Below are 19,691 nucleotides of genomic sequence, written 5' to 3' on the forward strand. Positions count from 1 at the left end.
TTTTACAACTTACTTACAGACTTGTTCCCATTAATCTGGGGAAAACTTTTGCACCATTAAAAACCGATAAAAATTCTCATTCATCCACAGTATGAACCGCGAATTCAGCAGATAATCGACTCACACCCAAACCACTTTGCTTGGTTAACTTTATCTGTACCGGAATACGCTCTTTCAGTGCACTAATATGACTGATAATTCCGATGGTTTTACCGGATGAATGCAAGTTATCCAACGCGTCCAAAGCGGATTCCAGCGTCTCGCTGTCTAACGTACCAAAGCCCTCGTCTAAAAATAGCGAATCAATGCTGGTTTTATGGGACACCAAATCAGACAGCGCCAACGCCAACGCCAAACTAACGAGGAAAGACTCACCGCCTGAAAGGGTTTTTGTATCACGCGATACATCCGCCTGCCACGTGTCTACTACAGCCAACGACAAGGCCTCTTCGTGCCTCATTAGCTGATAGCGTCGATGTAGAATATTCAAATGCTGATTGGCTAAATACACTAAATGATCCAATGTGAGACTTTGTGCAAAGCGACGGAACTTCGCGCCGTCTGCCGAGCCAATCAAATGATTCAAGCGATCTAAATGAATCAACTCATCACGTAATCGATTCAACTCCTCTACCGACGCTTTAGCTTGCTCTCGCCGCTGCTTTTCTTCGCGTATTTTCTGCGACACCTCACCCAAATGTCGATTCAATTGCTGTCGTTGTGTCTCAAGCGTCTCGACCAAAGCCAGCAGCTCATCTAGTGAGGTATTGTCCAGTGAGCCATTGCCTGTCAACTCGTTAGTCGGTTTTTGATTCGTGTGATCAAGCAATGCGTCTTCCGACTGTGTTAGCAAAGCCGCTTGTCGAGTCATCGTTTCTTTCAATACGACAGACATGTCTTGCAAGGTTTTCAAGTCAGCTTCCGTCAAACACGCCAATTGCCAGGTACTTTCGTCACTAAAACCTTTCTCTTTCAACACGACTTGCCAAGCAGAGCCCGCCGACTCCCACTCTTTATGCAAAGACGCTAAAGATTTTTCGAGCGCTTTTAACGTCGCTAACAAGGTCGTCACTGCTTCCTGAGCTTGCTCTCGTTCTTTCAACGCCGTTTCGTAGTCTATTCGTTTTCCTGCCAATGCCGCTTGCGCAACGGATCGTACGTCAGACAAGGATTTTCCAGCCAGCTTGTCAAACAACGCCGCGTCTATCTTGTCCAACTCATCACGCAATCTGTTTGCTTTAAGCGTTACGTCATTGACTTGAGCGTCGCCTTCTTTCAGTCGATCTTCTAGTACCGAAATTTCATAACCAAGCTGTTCGATTTGCTTCACTTGCGCATCATGATTCACTTTCGTGTCTCGCCATAATTGCAAGGACGCTTGCAATGCTAACAAGGATTCCGCCAATGGTGACGCCAGATAACGCTCAGGCACATCAGATGAAGTCATCGAAGCCATCAGCGCCTGTTCAATACGGTCTTTTTCAGTGGCTGTTTTTTGATATTCCAACTGTTTTGATTCAAGCGTTTGACGAAACGAGCGACCTTGAAACTCCAGCTGCTGAAGGTCTTGCGCCACCTGATGCATTTGAGTGTTGGCGCTGGTGAATTCCTGTTCTAAAGCAGTTCGTTGCTGATGCTTTTCCAATACCGCTTGGTTGAGCTCAAACACACCCTGCCACTCTTGCTGAATGTCAGCCACGCAAGAAGACATTCGAGCCGCTTCAAACGCTTGCAGCGGATAGCTTCCACTCACATTCGTTAAAGGCATCAAATCATTTAACATCGACAACAATTCGCTCTCTGCGGTCGTCAGTTCTTTTAGCCACGCGAGGCGCTGATCGTGGCGCATTTCTTGTTCGCGCTCAACGGCCTTTTGATCGGCTTTGAGTGCTTGTCCAGCTTGCACCAATGCGTCCAGTTCAGACTGTAATTGCTGCAATCGCGTTTGGTTTTCGACATTCACTTCTTTATGCAAGGCTTGGTCGAGTTCGTGCTCATGAGAACCACACAACGGACACGCATCGTGCTCGCCCAATGACTGTCGCAATTCGTTCAGCGACACAATATGACGTTCAGCGTCCACCAGCTTAGCCAAATCCATACAATGAGCGTTTTTCTCTTTGTAAGTTTGCCTTTGCTGTACAAGCTGTTCGGCTTGCTGAGTAAGCTGAGTCACTAATGCCTGGATAGAATCATCAATCTGCTGAACTTGTTGACGCTTACCTTGATAAGACTCATAACGATGCACAAGCTCAGCGGATTTTTGCTGCCTGATTTCCAAGCCTCGAAAATGATCTTGCCATTCATTCAACTCACGCCCGGACGACATGGCATGAAACGCCTCAACAACTACATTTAATTGTTGCTCAAGCGTAGCGGCATGATTGATTTGTTTCTCTAACGCAATTTTACCGGCGGCAAAGGTACTTAAAGCTGAATCTAGTGCGGCTTGCGCAGACGATACTTCCGCAGCAATTCGAGTCAAATCCTGATCTTGAGCCTGAATTGACGATTGTTGATATTGCCAGTTCGACAGTTGTGCTTCTATTTTCTCTGGAGCCTGCCATTCAGACAAACGCTGCTGGTTGCTTTCACAAGCCAATGTGCTTTCGAGGTGTTTTTGCTTCTGCTGTTCTAACGCATTCACACTTTCGAGGCGTTTTTGCTCAATCACATTACGTAGATTATTTGTCTCGACTAGCTGCTCATTGACGCTCTCTCGACGAGAAACCAACGGCTGAATGCTGTTAGCAATGTCTTCGTTAAGCGCATCCCATAGTTGGGTCTGTGCTTCAAATGTCTGTTTTACACTCTTGGTATGAACATCGAGTTGTTCAATCACCTTACTTTGTTCAAGGTGTTTCTGTGAGACTTCCGCCTGTTCACGCTCAAGCTCCGTCTTTCGGCGCTGAATGTCTTTCAAACTTTCATTCTGAGGACGAAGTTTGTTCGCAATATCGGCTTTTTCTAATGCGTCTTGCTTTGGTTTGAAATCCGCCAACGCGGTGATCGCATCTTCATTGCGTTGCTTACTTGTCGCTAACTGCGTTACAAGGTTCGATTCTGTCTGACGCCACTCAAGATTTGTCTTATGTTGCTTGAGATTGTCAGACAAGTTTTTGTCTTCTGCTGCTAGGGTTGTTTCTTGTTCGATAAGCGCTTGCAGTGCGTCTTCGCTCAATAGCTGGCGTTGTGCATTAATGGCTTCTAACTGCGCAATTTTCTGGCGTTCTGCTTTGTGCTTTTCAAACACCCATTTAGACACTTGCCCGTAGATTTCTGTGCCAGTTAACTCTTCCAACAACTCTGCTCTGTCATTGGCAGAAGCGTTCAAAAAAGCCGAAAACCCACCTTGAGCAAGTAACATGGACTTGGTAAAACGTGAAAAATCCAACCCAGTAATTTCGGCGATTTTATCAATTTTTTCGTTTATTTTAGTCGTAATAATGGTGCCATCTATCTCACACAACTCGCATGTCATAGGCTGTAACTTACCATCACTGTTTCCACGCGCACGACGTTGTCCCCAAAACGCTCGGTAGCCTTTGCCTTTAATTTCAAATTCAACTTCCGCAAGGCATTCCGCGGTATGACGCGTCATTAGTTCATTCTGGCTAGGCGACACTTTTAGACGGGGCGTTTCATGATACAAAGCCAAACAAATTGCATCCAACAATGTGGACTTACCCGCGCCCGTTGGCCCCACAATGGCAAACACACCCGCGTCATCAAATGGCGCTTTGGTGAAATCGATTTCCCATTCGCCTTTTAAGGAATTGATATTTTTCAGTCGGAGCTTACAAATTTTCATGATTGCTGCTCCTGACTTTCTTCCATCTCGATCAAACAGTGATTAAACAAATTGGTTAATATCACGCTTTCTTCTTCATCAATGTCAGCATTGTCCTGCAAGCTTTTCTCAAACACCTCTTTTACAGTCAATTCAGACAAGGTTTGACGCGATTCAAAAGCATCCTTCTTTGTTTCCACTGCGCTTTTTCGCATTACTCGAAGCAGCTCAATGGGTTTGCCTTCTATGGCCTCTACCAGTCGTTTATGCACATCGCTTAAATATTCATCCGCAATCACCGTAACTTCTAGCCAAAGGCTCTTACCTTCCAAAATAGAGCAATCTTTCGTCTTTGACTCGGTCAATGGAAGGTCGGCAATCTGCTTTAGTACATCCTTCAAATTGCCTTTTAGGCTTTGCATCGGCTGAAAGGTTGGAATGGTATGAAGTTGAATTGGCTCTTGTCGCTCATCGAAAAGATCCATTGCTAACGCTTGATCACCGAAGGCCGCGGTATCAATAACAACCAAGGACTTATCTCGACCCAGCTCATCAAAACTTAAAGGAATCGGCGAGCCGCTATAACGAAAACGGCCATCTTTGGTGATGGCTTGCGCACGGTGAATATGCCCAAGGGCAAGGTAGTCAAATTTAGGAAAAACAGACGTTGGCAAGGCTTCCAGCGTACCGACATAAAGATCACGAACCGACTCGCTCACTTGTCCGCCCATTGCCGTAAGATGACCTGTTCCAATGATTGGCACAGGTTGCTTAAGCGCTGTATTTTTCTCGCAGGTAAGTTCAAACACCTGCTGATAAAAATCACCAATGCGTTGCAACAGACCGAGCTTCTTATCTTGTTCAGATTGACCCGCAGTGCTCTTCATTACATCTTTTGGACGTAAATATGGTACAGCACACACCCACGCAGCTACCTCACCATTTTTATCTTTAAGCGCAATAACGTGAGACTCAAGGTCATCAATATTCGCTTGACTCGACACTTGAGTATCTAGATAAGAAAGCAGACTTTTCGACTCATTGAGCATGCTCACAGAATCATGATTACCCGCCACAATGACCAACTGACACTCACGCGCCTTCATGTCTAATACCAACTGATGGTACATTTCTCGCGCATAACTTGGCGGTGATCCCGTATCAAAAATATCGCCTGCTATAATCACCGCATTGATGGATTCGCTGTCCACCAGCGCCAGCAACCATACAATAAATGCCTTATGCTCGTCGCGACGGGATTTTCCCATAAAATGCTGACCAAGATGCCAATCAGAAGTGTGAAGAATTTTCATTAATACAATCCATTAAAAAGAATAAGACCAACGCTAACGAACAAAATGTAATTGATTCGTACGAATTCTCAGAGGCGCGAGCGCTTGTGCCCAATCCTTCTCTGATAATTTTTGGCCATGATAAATAATTTGTATTGAAGCACTGCCAGTATCAGTCAGCGCTTCTTGAAGAAAAGCAATAAGCGCATCATCCGCCAAACTAAGCGTTAGTTCATTATTCGCGAACAAAGCAAAATGCCCGAGAAAAGTTGGCGTGTAATCCAACAAAGCGTCATGCCAATAAGATTCAAAAATCGCATTATCAGGAGATGAAATAACCACAACAGGCGCATCGGCAATATCCATTTCAAACAACAAACGCCCTTTGCGCATCCCAGTCGATAACTGAACATCCACCTTACCATCAGACGAAAGTGCCAAGGCTCTCAGCCAATCCGGGTAGTGTAACTGTTCTTTCTGCAACACCACCTTCAATGGTGCTCCAGCAGGGTTTAACGCCATACACTCATAAAAATGAGCTTGCTTATTATATGGATTTTGAGACAGCGCTTTAAATGACTCTTTAGATTGCTCTTTAAACGGTAAGGAAACAAAAACACGGTCGCCAAAAGAATCGTCACTGGGCCCTAAAAGAGTAAGCTCAATAGAAACCTCTTCAAGGGAAATATTACTTAAAACAGTAAAAGAGGAAGACGCGGACGGTGTGTGCCGAGTTAAAGACATATCAGAAGCAACCGTCGTTTGGCAGGAAAGAATCGACTCGCAATTACTCGCATCATAAAGACGACACGCACCACAAGCTCCAGCACGACAACCATAACGAACATCCGCACCCTGAGAAAGTAACGACGACAACAAATTGTCACCCAAAACCGCCTCAAACTGCTCATCATCCAACTCTATCGTCAGCGCCTGTGAATCCATCATCCAACCTCATCTTTGATCTGGTTATTATGACATATTCTAACGCCTCACCCTCTCCCTTTCTTAAAACGCATTCCTAAAAAAGAAAAGACAATGTTTGCTGGAAACATTGCCTTGGGTTATCTAATCGAAAATCGGCTTATTGGGTAACAACCAAGTGAAATGACATTCCTTCCGAATACTGTTTAGCTTCATCAAGGCCAGTACTTAACTCTGCGAATAGACCAGGATTGATCATTTAAGTAACGCACGTATTTACGGCTGGTTTGGGAGCGTAGCGGAAAACCAGTCCGACTATATGCGCTTATTATATTTTGAATGCTCGGAAATCATTACTATGAGACAAGTCACAAAGTCCTTTTACCATGCCGTAGAGCCTTGCGATAGCACTAGTTATAGTCCGATTTTCTAAATTCTGGGAATTGGCAATTGTAGAAACAAAACTATTAACGCGAGGTTCTATGCTTTCATAGTTAAGATTGTGTGCAAGTTTATTTCGGATACTATTAAGCTCTTTAACTTGCTTCCATAGCCACTCCGGTTCTTTGCTCTTAAGGCACATGCTCTCACCTATCGCAATGCAGTGAGCTGTGGTATGGACCCACTTTTGTAGACATCTCATAGCTATATAATAATAGGTAAAGATGAGGTGAATTATGAGTGGGAAACGCTATACCGAAGAGTTCAAAATTGAAGCCGTTAAACAAGTAACAGAGCGTGGTTATAAGATTGCTGAAGTGGCTGAGCGACTTGGCGTTAGTTACAAAAGTATGCATGATTGGATTGCTCGATACCGCAAACCTGAAGCAAGTCGAAAAGCGGAAGATTCCGCTCAGTCAGAGATCCAACGGCTCAAAGCGGAGCTTCAGCGGGTGACCGAAGAGAGGGACATTCTAAAGGAGGCCGCCGTGTACTTTGCCGGGGAGTCAAAGAAAAGTACACGTTCATAAAATCACGGCTCAACGACTATTCTATTGTTGTCTTATGTCGAACACTGCAAGTCCATAGGAGCGGTTTTTACGCTTGGCTGGACCGCCCAAAAAGTCGACGAGAACAAGAAGATGACCAACTTGCCGTTACGATTAAAATGCATTGGCTTGAGAGTGGTTGTGTTTACGGCTACCGCAATATCACCAAAGACCTAAAAGGAGAAGGTAAGTCTTGTGGAAAGAATCGAGTGCTAAGAGTGATGCGCCGTGAGGGCCTAAAAGCGCTCATAGGCTACAAACGTCACCCTGTTTTTTATAGTGGCGCTGAGCGTAACACAGCGCCAAATACACTAAATAGAGAGTTTATTGTCCCAGAGCCAGATCAAGTCTGGGTAACTGATTTTACGTATATCCGGACAAAAGAAGGCTGGCTTTACGTCACCGTCGTTGTGGATCTATTTTCTAGATTGATCGTAGGGTGGTCAATGAGATCAAGAGCAACAGCGGAGTCGGTTATTGATGCTTTACTCATGGCTATTTGGCGGCGACGTCCCACAAAAAAAGTACTGGTACACTCTGATCAAGGCGCTCAATATACCTCGAAAGATTGGCAAACCTTCTTAAAAGATAATAATCTGGAAGCCAGTATGAGCCGTCGTGGTAATTGCCATGATAATGCCGTTGCGGAAAGCTTTTTCTCATTGTTAAAAAAAGAAAGAGTACGCAATCGAACCTATCAAACAAGAAGCGATGCTCGTTCAGAGATTTTTGATTATATCGAGTGCTTTTATAATCCAAAGCGACACCATGGATCCAATGATGGATTATCGCCACTGCAATATGAAAAGCGATATTTTACGGAGCTAGAAACTGTCTAGGAAACTGGGTCCATACCAAGATTACACACGAATCCTTCCAGATTTTCAGGTGGCGAATAGTAATCAGGGTTATTCATAAATTCATCAAAGAGACAAATAAAACGCTCTTTGAATTCAGCAGCTAAATACTGGCTACTTACATCTTCATAGTCAGCATCTAAAATCGCAACAATATCAGGTATGTCTATACGTAAAAGTTCAGATGCTTGCTTTTGTAAGTGTCGTTTCGTCACATAAACATCCACCATTTCAAGAAGGTAGTGGAAGCCGCTGTCAATTTGCTTTGTAGTATTCACTCCTCCTCTTATGGCTAGAATATCTTGAAGCTTGGATTTAATCAGGGGATTAATATAATCAATGCTGCAGCATGTTTCACCGTTATACATGCAGCACTGTATTCTGGACGTTGCCAGTAACGGGTCTGCCACGATTGCTTTAAGCGCATCATAAACTTGAACTACAGTGAAGTTATCAAAAGCCTGTTTAATAATTTTGGCTGTCTTACTTCTACCAGGCGTAACATTGACAGCCTTGAAAATCGTGCTCGACGTAGGCGCAGCATCATGTTCACTTATAAGCCCCCTGATAAAATCTTCAATGGCTTGTTGGAGACTTTTATCAACAGGAAGATTAATAACCTTCCAAGTATGTATATAGCCTAACGGACCTGTTTGGTTATATAAATTTAACGCAAGCCCAAAGAGAGCCTCACAATATGAGCTGAAACTCTGTTTTTTATAAGCTTTAACTTGGTGAAACGAAACCACTACACCATTCACGAACAATTCAAAATCTTCGTTGTTCTCTAAGACGATTGAGTCACCGCGAAATGTGTAAGTAGGGTCTGTCATCAACTTTTCGTGTATGTGACAAAGTACGTAATGAAGAGCAAGCTTACCTTGGTAGTTATATCCACTCCAAGAGGGTGTCGCGTCGTGGATCATACTTGCAGTTCCTTTACTAGAATTTAGTGTTCGGCATTCTAAATAGACCAGAGCTTCCTGTGCTAAAAAATAGCAATACAATTTATTTAAAATGCTTCTGAACTTGCGGGATTAATGTCTTATGATACTTTTTCAAGGGAGCGCTATTTAGGTGAAATTACTCGATAAGAAAAATCCATCTACCACTTTCTCCCTTCCTAACTCAAAACATTACTACAGAAGTTTCCTTAAAGACCACTCTAAGTTTCTATACATCCTTGAAGACTCGAAACTATGTATCTGTTTAGCTGCTTTTTCTGAACGAATATGAATTCGGGTACAGCGTTTCGATGAGGCTGGCGGTAATTTGAAATGCCATTTTCGAAACTATCTCATAAAGGCGCATTGTCAGATCAGGTCTGAGCTAGTACACAAGGACTTATTCGCATATTCCCTTACACCAAGGGTAAACTTTATTGTTATAAATAGAGAATTTTCGGTTCATTAAATGTCGTATGTAAATAATGTGTAAAAAATGTCATTGACTTTTTTTACACTACGCTTACTCTAAATTAGGCTCATAATGCTAACTTTAGAGATATCACATGATCGAATTAAAAAAACTATTAATGCGTATTATTTCTCCACTTAAACCGTATCTGTTTTATTTAGCACTCACACTTTTTTGCCTCACGATCAGCCGTTTATTTTTAATGGTTTGGAAGTTTGATCGCATCGATACTATCGACGATTGGGTAACTTTATTGGGCTTTGGTCTGCGCATTGATCTCGCTTCAATTTCATACATAATCGGTATCCCAGCCGTCATTAGCTTACTCATCTCGGGTATCCCCTATTTAAATCGAGTTTGGAATATACTTACTCGAATCTGGTTAACCAGCACTTTTGTTTTGCTTATTTTTATGGAAGCATCAACACCCGCTTTTATTGAAGAGTACAGTTTAAGACCCAATCGTCTTTTTGTAGAATACTTACTCTACCCAAAAGAAGTTTTTTCCATGCTCATTGAGGGTCATAAGCTCACCTTACTGATGACGTCATTGATCACCACCATCACCATTATTTTGGCGTATCAGCTTTTCCGCAAGCAGAGCATCCTCAGCCGTCCACAACCAAAATGGTTCGAGCGACCCGTCTTAGCCGTCATTATTTTCACTCTGGCATTTCTTGGAGCTCGATCAAGCTTACAACACAGAGCCATCAATCCGAGTTATACCGCTTTTACGAATGATCCATTGGTAAATAGTTTAACGTTGAACTCAACGTACTCTCTGTTATACGCTGTTAGTCAAATGTCAGGTGAAGTCAGCTCTTTTGAGCTTTATCCCAACATGAAACAAGACGACGTGATTACGCAGATACATAAAGCGATAGGATTGGGAAAAAATCAGTTTACGTCTTCTGAGTTTCCTACTCTGCATAAACAAGTAGCGACGCGACATTTTGACCGACCTAAAAACCTCGTTATCATTCTTGAAGAAAGCTTGGGCGCACAATTTGTTGGCAGCTTGGGGGGGCTTCCTTTAACGCCTGAATACGATAAATTAGTGCCAGAAGGATGGTCATTCAATAATTTGTACGCCACCGGCACTCGCTCCGTTCGAGGTATAGAAGCCGTTATAACTGGCTTTGTACCAACACCAGCGCGTAGCACTGTGAAGCTACCCAACTCTCAAACAAACTTTTTCACTATCGCCAAACTGCTTGGCAGACAAGGTTACGACACCAATTTCATATACGGCGGCGGCGCCCATTTTGACAACATGAAATCGTTTTTCTTAGGCAATGGGTTTGACTCTATCATCGAAGAAAAAGATTTTTTGAAACCTGAATTCTTAGGCTCTTGGGGTGTGAGCGATGAAGACCTTTTCAGTAAAGCTAACCAAGACTTTGTCACTAAATCTAAATCAGGAAAGCCTTTTTTCAGTCTTGTTTTTAGCTCATCAAATCACGACCCTTATGAGTTTCCAGACAACAAAATTGAGCTTTATAACACACCGAAAAACACGCGAGAAAACGCCGTCAAATACGCAGATCATGCTATTGGCCATTTTTTCAAACTGGCCAAAAAAGAAAATTATTGGAAGGATACCGTATTTTTAGTGGTTGCTGACCATGATGCGCGAACCACTCGCTCTGACTTAGTGCCGATTCCAAGCTTTCACATACCGGCACTTATTCTAGGAGAAGGCATTGCCCCTAAACAAGACAGTCGGATCACTAGCCAAATAGATTTAGCACCAACACTGCTGTCATTAATCGGAGTGGACTCTACCCACCCTATGATTGGGCAAGATATGACCAATGTTAGTGATGACTACATCGGACGAGCCATCATGCAGTTTAACGACAATCAAGCTTATATGAAGGGAAATCAAGTCGTGATATTGCAGCCGCAAAAATCGCCAAAAACCTTCCTCTACGATAACTCAACACTATTGCCAAGCGATAAGGTTGATCCGGACATAATCAAGCAAGCCATTGCACATCCTTTATTAGGTACTTGGCTTTATAACGAGAAAAAGTACGACTTGATAAGAACTGAATAATTAACATAAAAAAACGCCCATCATGCATGATGGGCGTTTTATCTTTTCTAGGTCGCTACCATTGCTTATTGGCAAGGCAGACCTTTTTGATACGTTAAAATCTGACCTTTAAATGGCGCGGTTAAATAACAGGTATCAATCGGTTTACGCTGACTATGGGTATAACCCAACGTGACCATTTTCTTACTAAACGGTGCATGATGACCTCGACCTGGATCCACCAGCATGACTAAGCAGTTTTCGGCAGCGTGCTTTTCGATAAAGGCCGATAAAAGATCCACATGAAACCGCTCGTACAAAATATCACTGCCAATAATACAGTCGTATTTTCCTAAATTTGTACCCGGATCTTGCCAACTGGCTCTTACAAAAGGAATCTTACGGTCACCATTGAGTAAGGTATTTTCATTTAGAAAATTGCCTGCTTCAGGGTGATAATCCGTTGCCGTTATATCGGCAAGCCTATGATTCAACACCAAACTTGCTAACCCTATGCCACACCCTACTTCTAATATCTTTAAGCCTTTCACTTCATGTTCAAACATGAGGTGGGCAAGTACCTCACCTGATGGCCATATCACACCAAATAAAGACCAAACTGCAGAAGAAATCCCTAAATCGAAAGCGGTATTATCGTCGTCTGAAAATTCTTGCTTATCACGGAGAGTACGTACATGAATATCGGTCTTATCAAACTCAAGCGTTTGATAACGAACACGAAAATGAGACATAGAAGCCCTAGAGGGTGCTTGGAAATAGCAAAAGCTATTAAGCTGAAGCACCATACTAGCTTGATTAAGAGGGATGTCCTACGCTTAGTTTTCCAAAAATCGAGCCACATAGACAAATTCTCGAGATTTTCTAAACTTAAACCTCCATAGAAACACCAATGTCATCCGGCACAAAAATTATTAAATTGCTTCACTTTTCCAACTGCCTAACTGAATACAAGGACCTGAAAATAAAGTGTTATTTTCAGTCGGTTTACTCTCATTTTTGGTAAAAATAAGGTGACTGCTGTTCGACACCGCTAACCATGTGATTTTGCTCAATGCCAAGACCTTAGCCTCATTTGGCTCTACACCAATATAAGTAAGTTCTCCCGTATTTTGGTTCTCTGCCCAAACATGCATACTGGCATTATTGACACGGGGCTTCATTTGAGACCACTGTATAAACAATCTTGATGGGGCTGCCTCAGTTTTCTGATACACATTAACCACAAAACGAATATCATCACTCTCTCTTACACCGTTAGAGTTTGAAGACATAACTGCCGTATAACTTGGAGTTGAGCTTACTAAAGGCAATGACATATCTTGTTTTGATACGTTTGTAGATAGGGCTACCACCAAAATTAACGACGCCAGACTAGCCCCGACTCCGGTCACCTGCCAAAAAATCAGACTACTCCACCAGGACTTATCCACCATGATTTTTCTTGATGGTGGGAAAATAGACCGTTCAATCCTCTTCCACACATGACTCGAAGGTTGTTTCTCAGGTAAATCTTCTTGCAACGTTGCGACGCTTTCTGACCAGCGAATAATGGCCTCATCAAGCTCCGGTACGTTTAAACGCAAACTCTCAATACGCGATCTAACCAAGGGTGACATCACCGACATTACATATTGACTCGCCAAATACTCACAAATTGTTGGGTTTTTATATCTCAAGCTTCCAGACATAATTTTAACTCCTGCAAACCTCGGCGAATCCATGCTTTCATTGTTCCCAAGGGAACAGACATCGTTTTTGCCAACTCACTATGGCTATAGCCATGTAAATACGACATTAGAATACTTTTTCGCACTTGATTTTTTAAGGTGTACAAACACCGGTTTAACGCAATATTGTTATGGGCATCGAACTCTTCTGTAAGGCTATTTAGCAATTCTTCATCTTCATCGGTAGAAACGTGTGGGTGCTTTTGTATTTTCCTCAGTCGATCTAAGCTGCTATTGCGAACCATCACACATAACCAAGCCCAAGCGTTGCCTTTACCGTCATATTGATTGGCTTGCAGCCAAACCTTTATAAAGACATCTTGCAACACATCTTCAGCTTCGGGCTCATCCTTAACGATTCGAAAGATTAAACCAAGAAGCTTCCCACTGGTTAACTCATATAAAGACTGTAACGCTTGCTTATCTTGTTTTTGCACTCGATATAGCAAAGCATTTACTTGATAGCACCATTCTAATTCACCGACTGACAACCCGTTCTCCCTCTGACAAAAAGCGAAGCGACCCAAACAAACAAAGCAATGAACCAACGTTCACTGCTTTGTTCAAAACTACAAGAATATGGGGAGACAAAAAAGCAATTATTTACTTTTAAACAATGTAGGCAGAGATCAATAAACGCTCGCAACTTTTTTCGCGACATGCCAGACACCACCAAGACCGTCACCATTCATATCGCCTTGCTCTATGTCACCAGACCAAGTGTACAAAGGCTTATTTTTATACGTCCATTGCTGAGTGCCATCATCACGTTTAATCACACCATACCCTGACTTAGCTTTAGCCCCTTGATTCGCGACAAATGGTGGCCATTTAACAGCACAGCCGTCGTTACAGTTAGACTGACCCTTTGAGTCTTTATCAAAGGTATAAAGCGTCATACCTGATTTATCAATCAATACATCATCAGCGGCAAAGGCATTCGAGCTAACCACCATAGGCGCAAGTAAAATGGCAACACTAGCGGCAACCGTTCTAAGTTGTAACTTCATATCAATACTCCGTTTTGTCTTAAAAAATGTTCTTACACTATTAAAGACGAAGTAAAACGGCCAATTGGATGCGCGCTCATAAGAAATAATTGTATTTTTATAATAAAGGATTAAAAAAACCAACAGATAACACGGATTTTCTTGCACCTTATCTTAATAAATTCCATATAAAATACGGACATTTCCTACTATTACAAATAGATCTCATTACTTTTTCGTGATAAATTCGCACCGCTACGGTGCGCTTTTTATGCGTAATTTACGAATTAGAACGTAACTTCACGTATGACTAAGATGGCAATCCCCACAACCTCAGCACCTTAATAATCAAATAACAACTAAAAAAGCTCATCGAGCTAACCTTATCGAGGACTAACTATGCAAGCATTCATTGATTTCTTAAACGGGATCATTTGGAGCCCTGCCCTAATTTTTCTATGCCTAGGAGCGGGCCTTTTCTACTCTATTCTGACGCGTTTTGCTCAAGTACGACATTTCAAAGAAATGTTTTCTCTACTGTTCAATCCAAACGAATCAGACAAAGGGATTTCTTCTTTCCAAGCACTGGCGGTTTCTTTATCTGGCCGTGTTGGCACCGGTAACATTGCAGGGGTTGCAGCAGCCATTGGCTTTGGTGGCCCTGGTGCCATTTTTTGGATGTGGGTTGTGGCTTTCCTTGGTGCTAGCACCGCGTATGCAGAATCTACCTTAGGTCAGATTTATAAAGTAAGCGAAGACGGACAATATCGCGGTGGCCCTGCGTATTACTTCGAGCGTTGCCTAGGCTGGCGCTGGTTAGGTGTCTTGTTTGCACTGTCTTCTATTATTGCCTGTGGCGTTTTCTTACCTGGCATTCAAGCAAACTCGGTTGGCAACGCGGTGGTACAAATCTTCGGTGAAGGTATTGTTGTATCAAGCTCATTTGGTGATGTAGGTTCAACTAAATTAGTTGCTCTGGCTGTCATCTTGGTTGTGTTGGCATTTATCATTTTTGGTGGCATCAAACGCATTGCGAACTTCACCCAAATCGTCGTGCCATTCATGGCGCTTGGTTATATTGTGATGGCGCTAATCGTTGTTTTCCTTAACCTAGACAAGGTACCTGGCATCTTCGGTTTAATCTTCTCTGATGCATTTACTGCTCAAGCAGGTTTCGGCGCAGCAATCGGTTGGGGTGTAAAGCGTGGGGTTTACTCAAACGAAGCAGGCCAAGGTACTGGGCCTCATGCCGCAGCGGCAGCAGAAGTACAGCACCCTGCACAGCAAGGTCTTGTTCAAGCGTTCTCTGTCTATATAGATACATTATTTATCTGTACTGCAACCGCTTTGATGATTCTGATCACTCAGCAATACAATGTGCAAGGTACATTGGCTGATGGTCAATTCATCGTACAAAATGTCGATCCATCTACTATCATAGCCTCTCCTGCGTTCACGCAAATGGCATTGGCGAGTGTGTTTGGAAGTACCGGACCGATCTTTGTTGGCATCGCGCTATTCTTCTTCGCGTTCACCACTATCTTGGCTTACTACTACATTGCCGAAACCAACGTAGCGTACCTACGCCGTGCGTTGAACATCAATGTGTCATTGACATTCGTTAAACTGCTTATCATGTTTATGGTGGCATACGGCACCGTTAACACCGCAGGTTACATCTGGAATCTAGGTGATGTTGGTGTAGGTCTAATGGCTTGGTTGAACATTGTTGGCATTATCACCATTTTCTTCATGGCGAAACCGACAATGAAAGCACTGCGAGATTACGAACAGCAAAAAGCCTCTGGTGTAACTGAGTACACCTTTAACCCGAAAGCCCTTGGTATCAAAGGCGCAGAGTTCTGGGAAAAACGTTACGACAAGCAACAAGCAGAAAAAGCAGACAAGTAACCTCTACCCGTTTTTATATTGAAAAGTACGCTACCTAATAAAACAGGTAACAAAAAAGGGTCAGCGTGAAAACGTCTGACCCTTTATATTGCGATTCGAGGTCATTGTTCCTTGCTATAAGAACGCTAAACTGACCACAGAAAATAGCGCCGCCACCAGCGCATAAGCCAACATCGGAACTATGGTACGTTTAATAATAAAGCCTTCTTGATTCGCCACACCCAAAATGGTCGACACGGCAATAATGTTATTAATACACACCATATTACCCATCGCAGCACCGGCCGATTGCAACGCCAGCACAAGCGTCACTGGCAGTCCAACTTGTTCCGCAATGCTCAATTGAATGCCACCAAAGGTTAAATTTGACACCGTCGCTGATCCAGAAAAGAACGACCCTAGCGCACCGAGTAACGCCGCGGCATAACCCCAACTGTCGCCGAGCAATCCAGCGAACGCTTGCGCTAACAGCAACATCGGCGCGTCGTTTCCACCTTGCATCATCAAATTCACCATCACCAATGCGCCCATCAACGACAACATTGGCAAAAACAACCGCCGCCCTGTATCACGAAACGCACTCACAACACGCGTCCGAGACATTGCAAAAAGAGGAATACAAAGTAACGACACAATCAAAAATGGAATCATCGCTGGTACATAAAGGCTTTTGTATTGCCAGCTCACCTCTGTTCCCAAAATACTTTTGAGGCTAAACACCAAAGCCCGACTCACTTCAAACTCGGTTTCACCAAACCGCCATGTCCATAAAGGTGACATAGTATTCAGTAAATCTTTCACTCCCCATTGCGGAACTCGTGTCACAATCAAAATCGCAATCAATAATACAAAAGGCAAAAATACTTTAACCACTTCCCATGTTTTCACCGGCTTATCAGGCAATGACATATCAATCTGAGAGTGTAGGCCGACACCTTTTTTCGCCAATACAACACTAAGAACCAACCCAACAGCACCCCCTATTAATGCTGGAAACTCATAATTCCATTGAGCCAACAACACATAGGGAATCGTACAGCACAGAACACTCAATAAAATAAACCCAGCATTTTGGCGAATTTCTTGCCAGCCAAGCAAGAACCTCAAAGCAATAAAGGGAATCACTAATGCTGCAATACTGTTCAGCAAAGCGGTTAGTTGTGATATTTCTATGAACTGAACATCTGAAAGAGACAAGCCTGACAAACCAAACCAAATTGGCGTACCCACCGCGCCAAAAGACACGGGAACCGAATTCATCACCAAAACAAAAATGGCCACTGGAATGATGGGGAAACCCAAACCAACAAGAATGGGTGCCGCAATCGCCGCTGGAGTACCAAACCCAGACGCCCCTTCAATCATAAAAGCGAAAGCCCAGCCGATAATCATCAACTGGGCTACCTTATTCGTACTGACACCTTTCAACCACTGACTTAGCACCGTCTCGGCACCAGAAAAAAACAGCATACGATTCAATAGAATGGCACCAGCGACAATGGAAATAGGGGTTGATACAGACAAAATCCCCGCCATAATATTTGCACCTAACAAGCTCAGGTCCGCCTGAAACAAGAACAGTTGAATCAATGCAATCAAAAGAGCCGTCACGGGCAATGCAATATGCGAAGGCATAGCATTACGCTTTGTCATCACCCAAATCAGCAATAAAATAGGCAATAAAATAGGCAATCCTGATAACAATGTATTCATACCTACCCCTGCTTAATCAATGAATGTACTCACATTTACTAGACTACGTAATTTCGTTTTTTTTGCTGTGATCATTGTCATGTTCACGCCTAAAAAATACGATCTACTAGTAAAAATAACATAAATTCAAACTTAGACTGGATGAGTGAATAAAGAATAAATAGACCTAGAGATGCGTTTATTTTTACAGTATGACAAAACAGTAATGTAAAAAAAGATCAAAGAAGCCGATAATAAACGCTCATATAAATGATTAGAAAAATCGGCCAATCGACGGTAAAGTACCAACGAATTTCATATTGTTAATATCATTATTCTGACCAAAAACCGACCGAGCCACAAAGCCGACTTTCTTTGTCAGACATGCATAAAAAGGCGGACAGATAACATGCAACAGAAGGATTTTCGAAAATTAGGCTGTGCAGAATGCGCGACTGGATGCGATTTAGGATTCGACTTCACGATGGCCTTTCAGCCGATTATTAACAGTCAAACAAAAACCGTTTTCGCACAAGAAGCCCTTGTTCGTGGTCTCAATAACGAAGGGGCTTTTCATGTTTTTCAGAACGTCAATGAAACCAACCGATATCGCTTTGATCAAAGTTGCCGTGTTAAAGCCATTCAACTGGCCGCCAAACTGGACGTCCACAAGCACAGTTTTCTAAGTATTAATTTTTTACCAAATGCGGTTTACAAACCTGAGCTTTGCATTCGAACAACACTAAATGCGGCAGAAGAATTTCATTTCCCAAAAGAAAAAATCATCTTCGAATTTACTGAAAATGAACAAATTATCGACAGCGTTCACCTAGAATCCATTATTCAGCACTATAAAGAACAAGGTTTTCTCACCGCGACAGATGATTTTGGTTCTGGCTTCAACGGCTTAAACCAACTAGCAGATCTAAACACTGACATCACTAAGATCGACATAGTGCTTATTAGAAACATAGACCAAGATAAAAAACGGCAAATAATAGTACGCAATCTGGTTAACTTATTTAACGAACTCAACATGATGATTGTTGCAGAAGGTGTAGAGACAAAAGCGGAATACCACACCTTACAAGACATGGGCATTCACCTTTTTCAAGGCTATTACTTCGCCAGACCTAGCTTCGAATCTCTACCTGACATCAATTGGGGTTAAAAAGAACGGTTTCAGATTCCAGAAACCGTTTTTTTAACCCGAAATAAGACCGAACCTTAGGCATCCACTTTATTCTTCAGGAGCATTCACGTATTTATAGTGGCTTTTCGATCTTACGTATCGGATAGAAAGTCTCACTTAACTCTAGTAAGGCCTACCAATACACAAATCACACCACCAACCATGCCAACCCACGCTTCAATAGGCGTCTCTCCGCTTAACGCTCGAGTCACCTGGGACGTCGCCGCATCGTAAATGTTATAACCCCATATCGCTAAAGCAACACCCGCAATAATTAGAATGATGCCGATGATTTTATTATTCATACTTACTCCAAATGGTTAAAAATTTAAGCACTTTAATGCAACATAATGACACAAATAACGTCACGATTTAAAAGATTCTCCTCTAGGGCTTAAACACTCAACACTTTACCGTTAGAATGGCCTCGATTTGATATTCCTCTTATTGACTAATTTATTAGAGAGCGAGCAATCCACATGAAAGTACTTATTAATTTTATCCGCAACCTACTAGGCTACATCATTGCGATCATTGACCTGGTGACCCGCGGGCCAAAACTAAAGCGAACCCCTGAAAAACAAAAACAGATTAACAATGAATTGAAACACCTATCGCTTTATCAATTTTATGCTTGCCCTTTTTGTATCAAAACACGCAGAGCCATGCACAAATTGAATCTGCCAATTGAAAAACGCAGTGCGTCAGAAGGCTCCCCTCATCGCGCTGCATTACTAGCCGGTGGCGGACAAATAAAAGTCCCTTGTTTACGTATTGAGCAAGAAGGCAAGGTTGAATGGTTATACGAATCTTCCGAGATCATCCGTTATCTTAAAACACATTTTGCGTAACT

General features: G+C 42.7%; 15 protein-coding genes. 5 read left to right on the top strand and 10 right to left on the bottom strand.

Annotation, left to right across the window (positions count from 1 at the left end; genetic code table 11):
- Window positions 1-76: 76 nt before the first annotated feature.
- Genes MP3633_RS10405 through MP3633_RS10415 form a run of 3 tightly spaced genes read right to left on the bottom strand, consistent with a single transcriptional unit; the run spans window position 77 to window position 6,030 of the window.
- Complete coding sequence (locus MP3633_RS10405; RefSeq protein ID WP_176335495.1) at window positions 77-3,811, bottom strand: AAA family ATPase; 3,735 nt, start codon at window positions 3,809-3,811, stop codon at window positions 77-79.
- On the bottom strand, window positions 3,808-5,103 hold the full coding sequence (gene sbcD / locus MP3633_RS10410; protein ID WP_176335496.1) for an exonuclease subunit SbcD: 1,296 nt from the start codon (window positions 5,101-5,103) through the stop codon (window positions 3,808-3,810). Before sbcD ends, MP3633_RS10405 begins: the two co-directional genes overlap by 4 nt.
- A gap of 33 nt (window positions 5,104-5,136) precedes the next feature.
- Window positions 5,137-6,030, bottom strand: coding sequence for a 2Fe-2S iron-sulfur cluster-binding protein (locus tag MP3633_RS10415; protein WP_176335497.1), 894 nt, complete (start codon window positions 6,028-6,030; stop codon window positions 5,137-5,139).
- A gap of 653 nt (window positions 6,031-6,683) precedes the next feature.
- Here MP3633_RS10415 and MP3633_RS10420 point away from each other — a divergent pair.
- Window positions 6,684-7,834 (top strand): IS3 family transposase gene (locus MP3633_RS10420; RefSeq protein ID WP_176334288.1). Its coding sequence is split into 2 segments (ribosomal slippage): window positions 6,684-6,921 and window positions 6,921-7,834, totalling 1,152 coding nucleotides; the frame shifts between segments, so codons are not numbered across the junction.
- Here the strand turns inward: MP3633_RS10420 and MP3633_RS10425 are convergent.
- Window positions 7,831-8,778, bottom strand: coding sequence for an ABC-three component system protein (locus MP3633_RS10425; RefSeq protein WP_176335498.1), 948 nt, complete (start codon window positions 8,776-8,778; stop codon window positions 7,831-7,833). The genes MP3633_RS10420 and MP3633_RS10425 overlap by 4 nt on opposite strands.
- Window positions 8,779-9,362: 584 nt before the next feature.
- On the opposite strand from MP3633_RS10425, the gene MP3633_RS10430 reads away from it, so the two are divergent.
- Window positions 9,363-11,327, top strand: a complete 1,965-nt coding sequence (locus tag MP3633_RS10430; RefSeq protein ID WP_217909001.1) for an LTA synthase family protein — start codon at window positions 9,363-9,365, stop codon at window positions 11,325-11,327.
- Between the two features lie 65 nt (window positions 11,328-11,392).
- On the opposite strand, the gene MP3633_RS10435 is transcribed toward MP3633_RS10430, so the two are convergent.
- From MP3633_RS10435 to MP3633_RS10450, 4 genes are all read right to left on the bottom strand, one after another.
- Window positions 11,393-12,058 carry a class I SAM-dependent methyltransferase gene (locus MP3633_RS10435; RefSeq protein ID WP_112138388.1) on the bottom strand — a complete coding sequence of 222 codons (666 nt, stop codon included), beginning with the start codon at window positions 12,056-12,058 and terminating at the stop codon, window positions 11,393-11,395.
- A gap of 180 nt (window positions 12,059-12,238) precedes the next feature.
- Window positions 12,239-13,015 carry a hypothetical protein gene (locus MP3633_RS10440; protein ID WP_176335499.1) on the bottom strand — a complete coding sequence of 259 codons (777 nt, stop codon included), beginning with the start codon at window positions 13,013-13,015 and terminating at the stop codon, window positions 12,239-12,241.
- Window positions 13,000-13,545 carry a sigma-70 family RNA polymerase sigma factor gene (locus MP3633_RS10445; protein ID WP_176335500.1) on the bottom strand — a complete coding sequence of 182 codons (546 nt, stop codon included), beginning with the start codon at window positions 13,543-13,545 and terminating at the stop codon, window positions 13,000-13,002. The genes MP3633_RS10440 and MP3633_RS10445 overlap by 16 nt, the downstream gene beginning before the upstream one ends.
- A 138-nt stretch (window positions 13,546-13,683) precedes the next feature.
- A complete protein-coding gene (locus tag MP3633_RS10450) occupies window positions 13,684-14,064 on the bottom strand; it encodes a COG4315 family predicted lipoprotein (RefSeq protein ID WP_176335501.1) in 381 nt (126 codons plus the stop codon).
- A 378-nt stretch (window positions 14,065-14,442) separates the two neighbouring features.
- On the opposite strand from MP3633_RS10450, the gene MP3633_RS10455 reads away from it, so the two are divergent.
- Complete coding sequence (locus tag MP3633_RS10455) at window positions 14,443-15,954, top strand: alanine/glycine:cation symporter family protein (protein WP_112138380.1); 1,512 nt, start codon at window positions 14,443-14,445, stop codon at window positions 15,952-15,954.
- A 114-nt stretch (window positions 15,955-16,068) separates the two neighbouring features.
- Here MP3633_RS10455 and MP3633_RS10460 read toward each other — a convergent pair whose 3' ends face one another.
- Window positions 16,069-17,667 (bottom strand): L-lactate permease, encoded by a 1,599-nt coding sequence (locus MP3633_RS10460; protein WP_176335502.1) that lies wholly within the window; start codon window positions 17,665-17,667, stop codon window positions 16,069-16,071.
- A gap of 388 nt (window positions 17,668-18,055) precedes the next feature.
- On the opposite strand from MP3633_RS10460, the gene MP3633_RS10465 reads away from it, so the two are divergent.
- Window positions 18,056-18,817, top strand: a complete 762-nt coding sequence (locus MP3633_RS10465; protein ID WP_176335503.1) for an EAL domain-containing protein — start codon at window positions 18,056-18,058, stop codon at window positions 18,815-18,817.
- Window positions 18,818-18,951: 134 nt separating this feature from the next.
- Here the strand turns inward: MP3633_RS10465 and MP3633_RS10470 are convergent, their stop codons facing one another.
- On the bottom strand, window positions 18,952-19,143 hold the full coding sequence (locus MP3633_RS10470) for a DUF3185 family protein (RefSeq protein ID WP_112138376.1): 192 nt from the start codon (window positions 19,141-19,143) through the stop codon (window positions 18,952-18,954).
- A gap of 174 nt (window positions 19,144-19,317) precedes the next feature.
- On the opposite strand from MP3633_RS10470, the gene MP3633_RS10475 reads away from it, so the two are divergent.
- Window positions 19,318-19,689 (top strand): glutathione S-transferase N-terminal domain-containing protein, encoded by a 372-nt coding sequence (locus MP3633_RS10475; protein WP_176335504.1) that lies wholly within the window; start codon window positions 19,318-19,320, stop codon window positions 19,687-19,689.
- The last annotated feature ends 2 nt before the right edge of the window (window positions 19,690-19,691 follow it).

Source organism: Marinomonas primoryensis, assembly GCF_013372285.1.
In the GTDB taxonomy this organism is placed as follows: domain Bacteria; phylum Pseudomonadota; class Gammaproteobacteria; order Pseudomonadales; family Marinomonadaceae; genus Marinomonas; species Marinomonas primoryensis.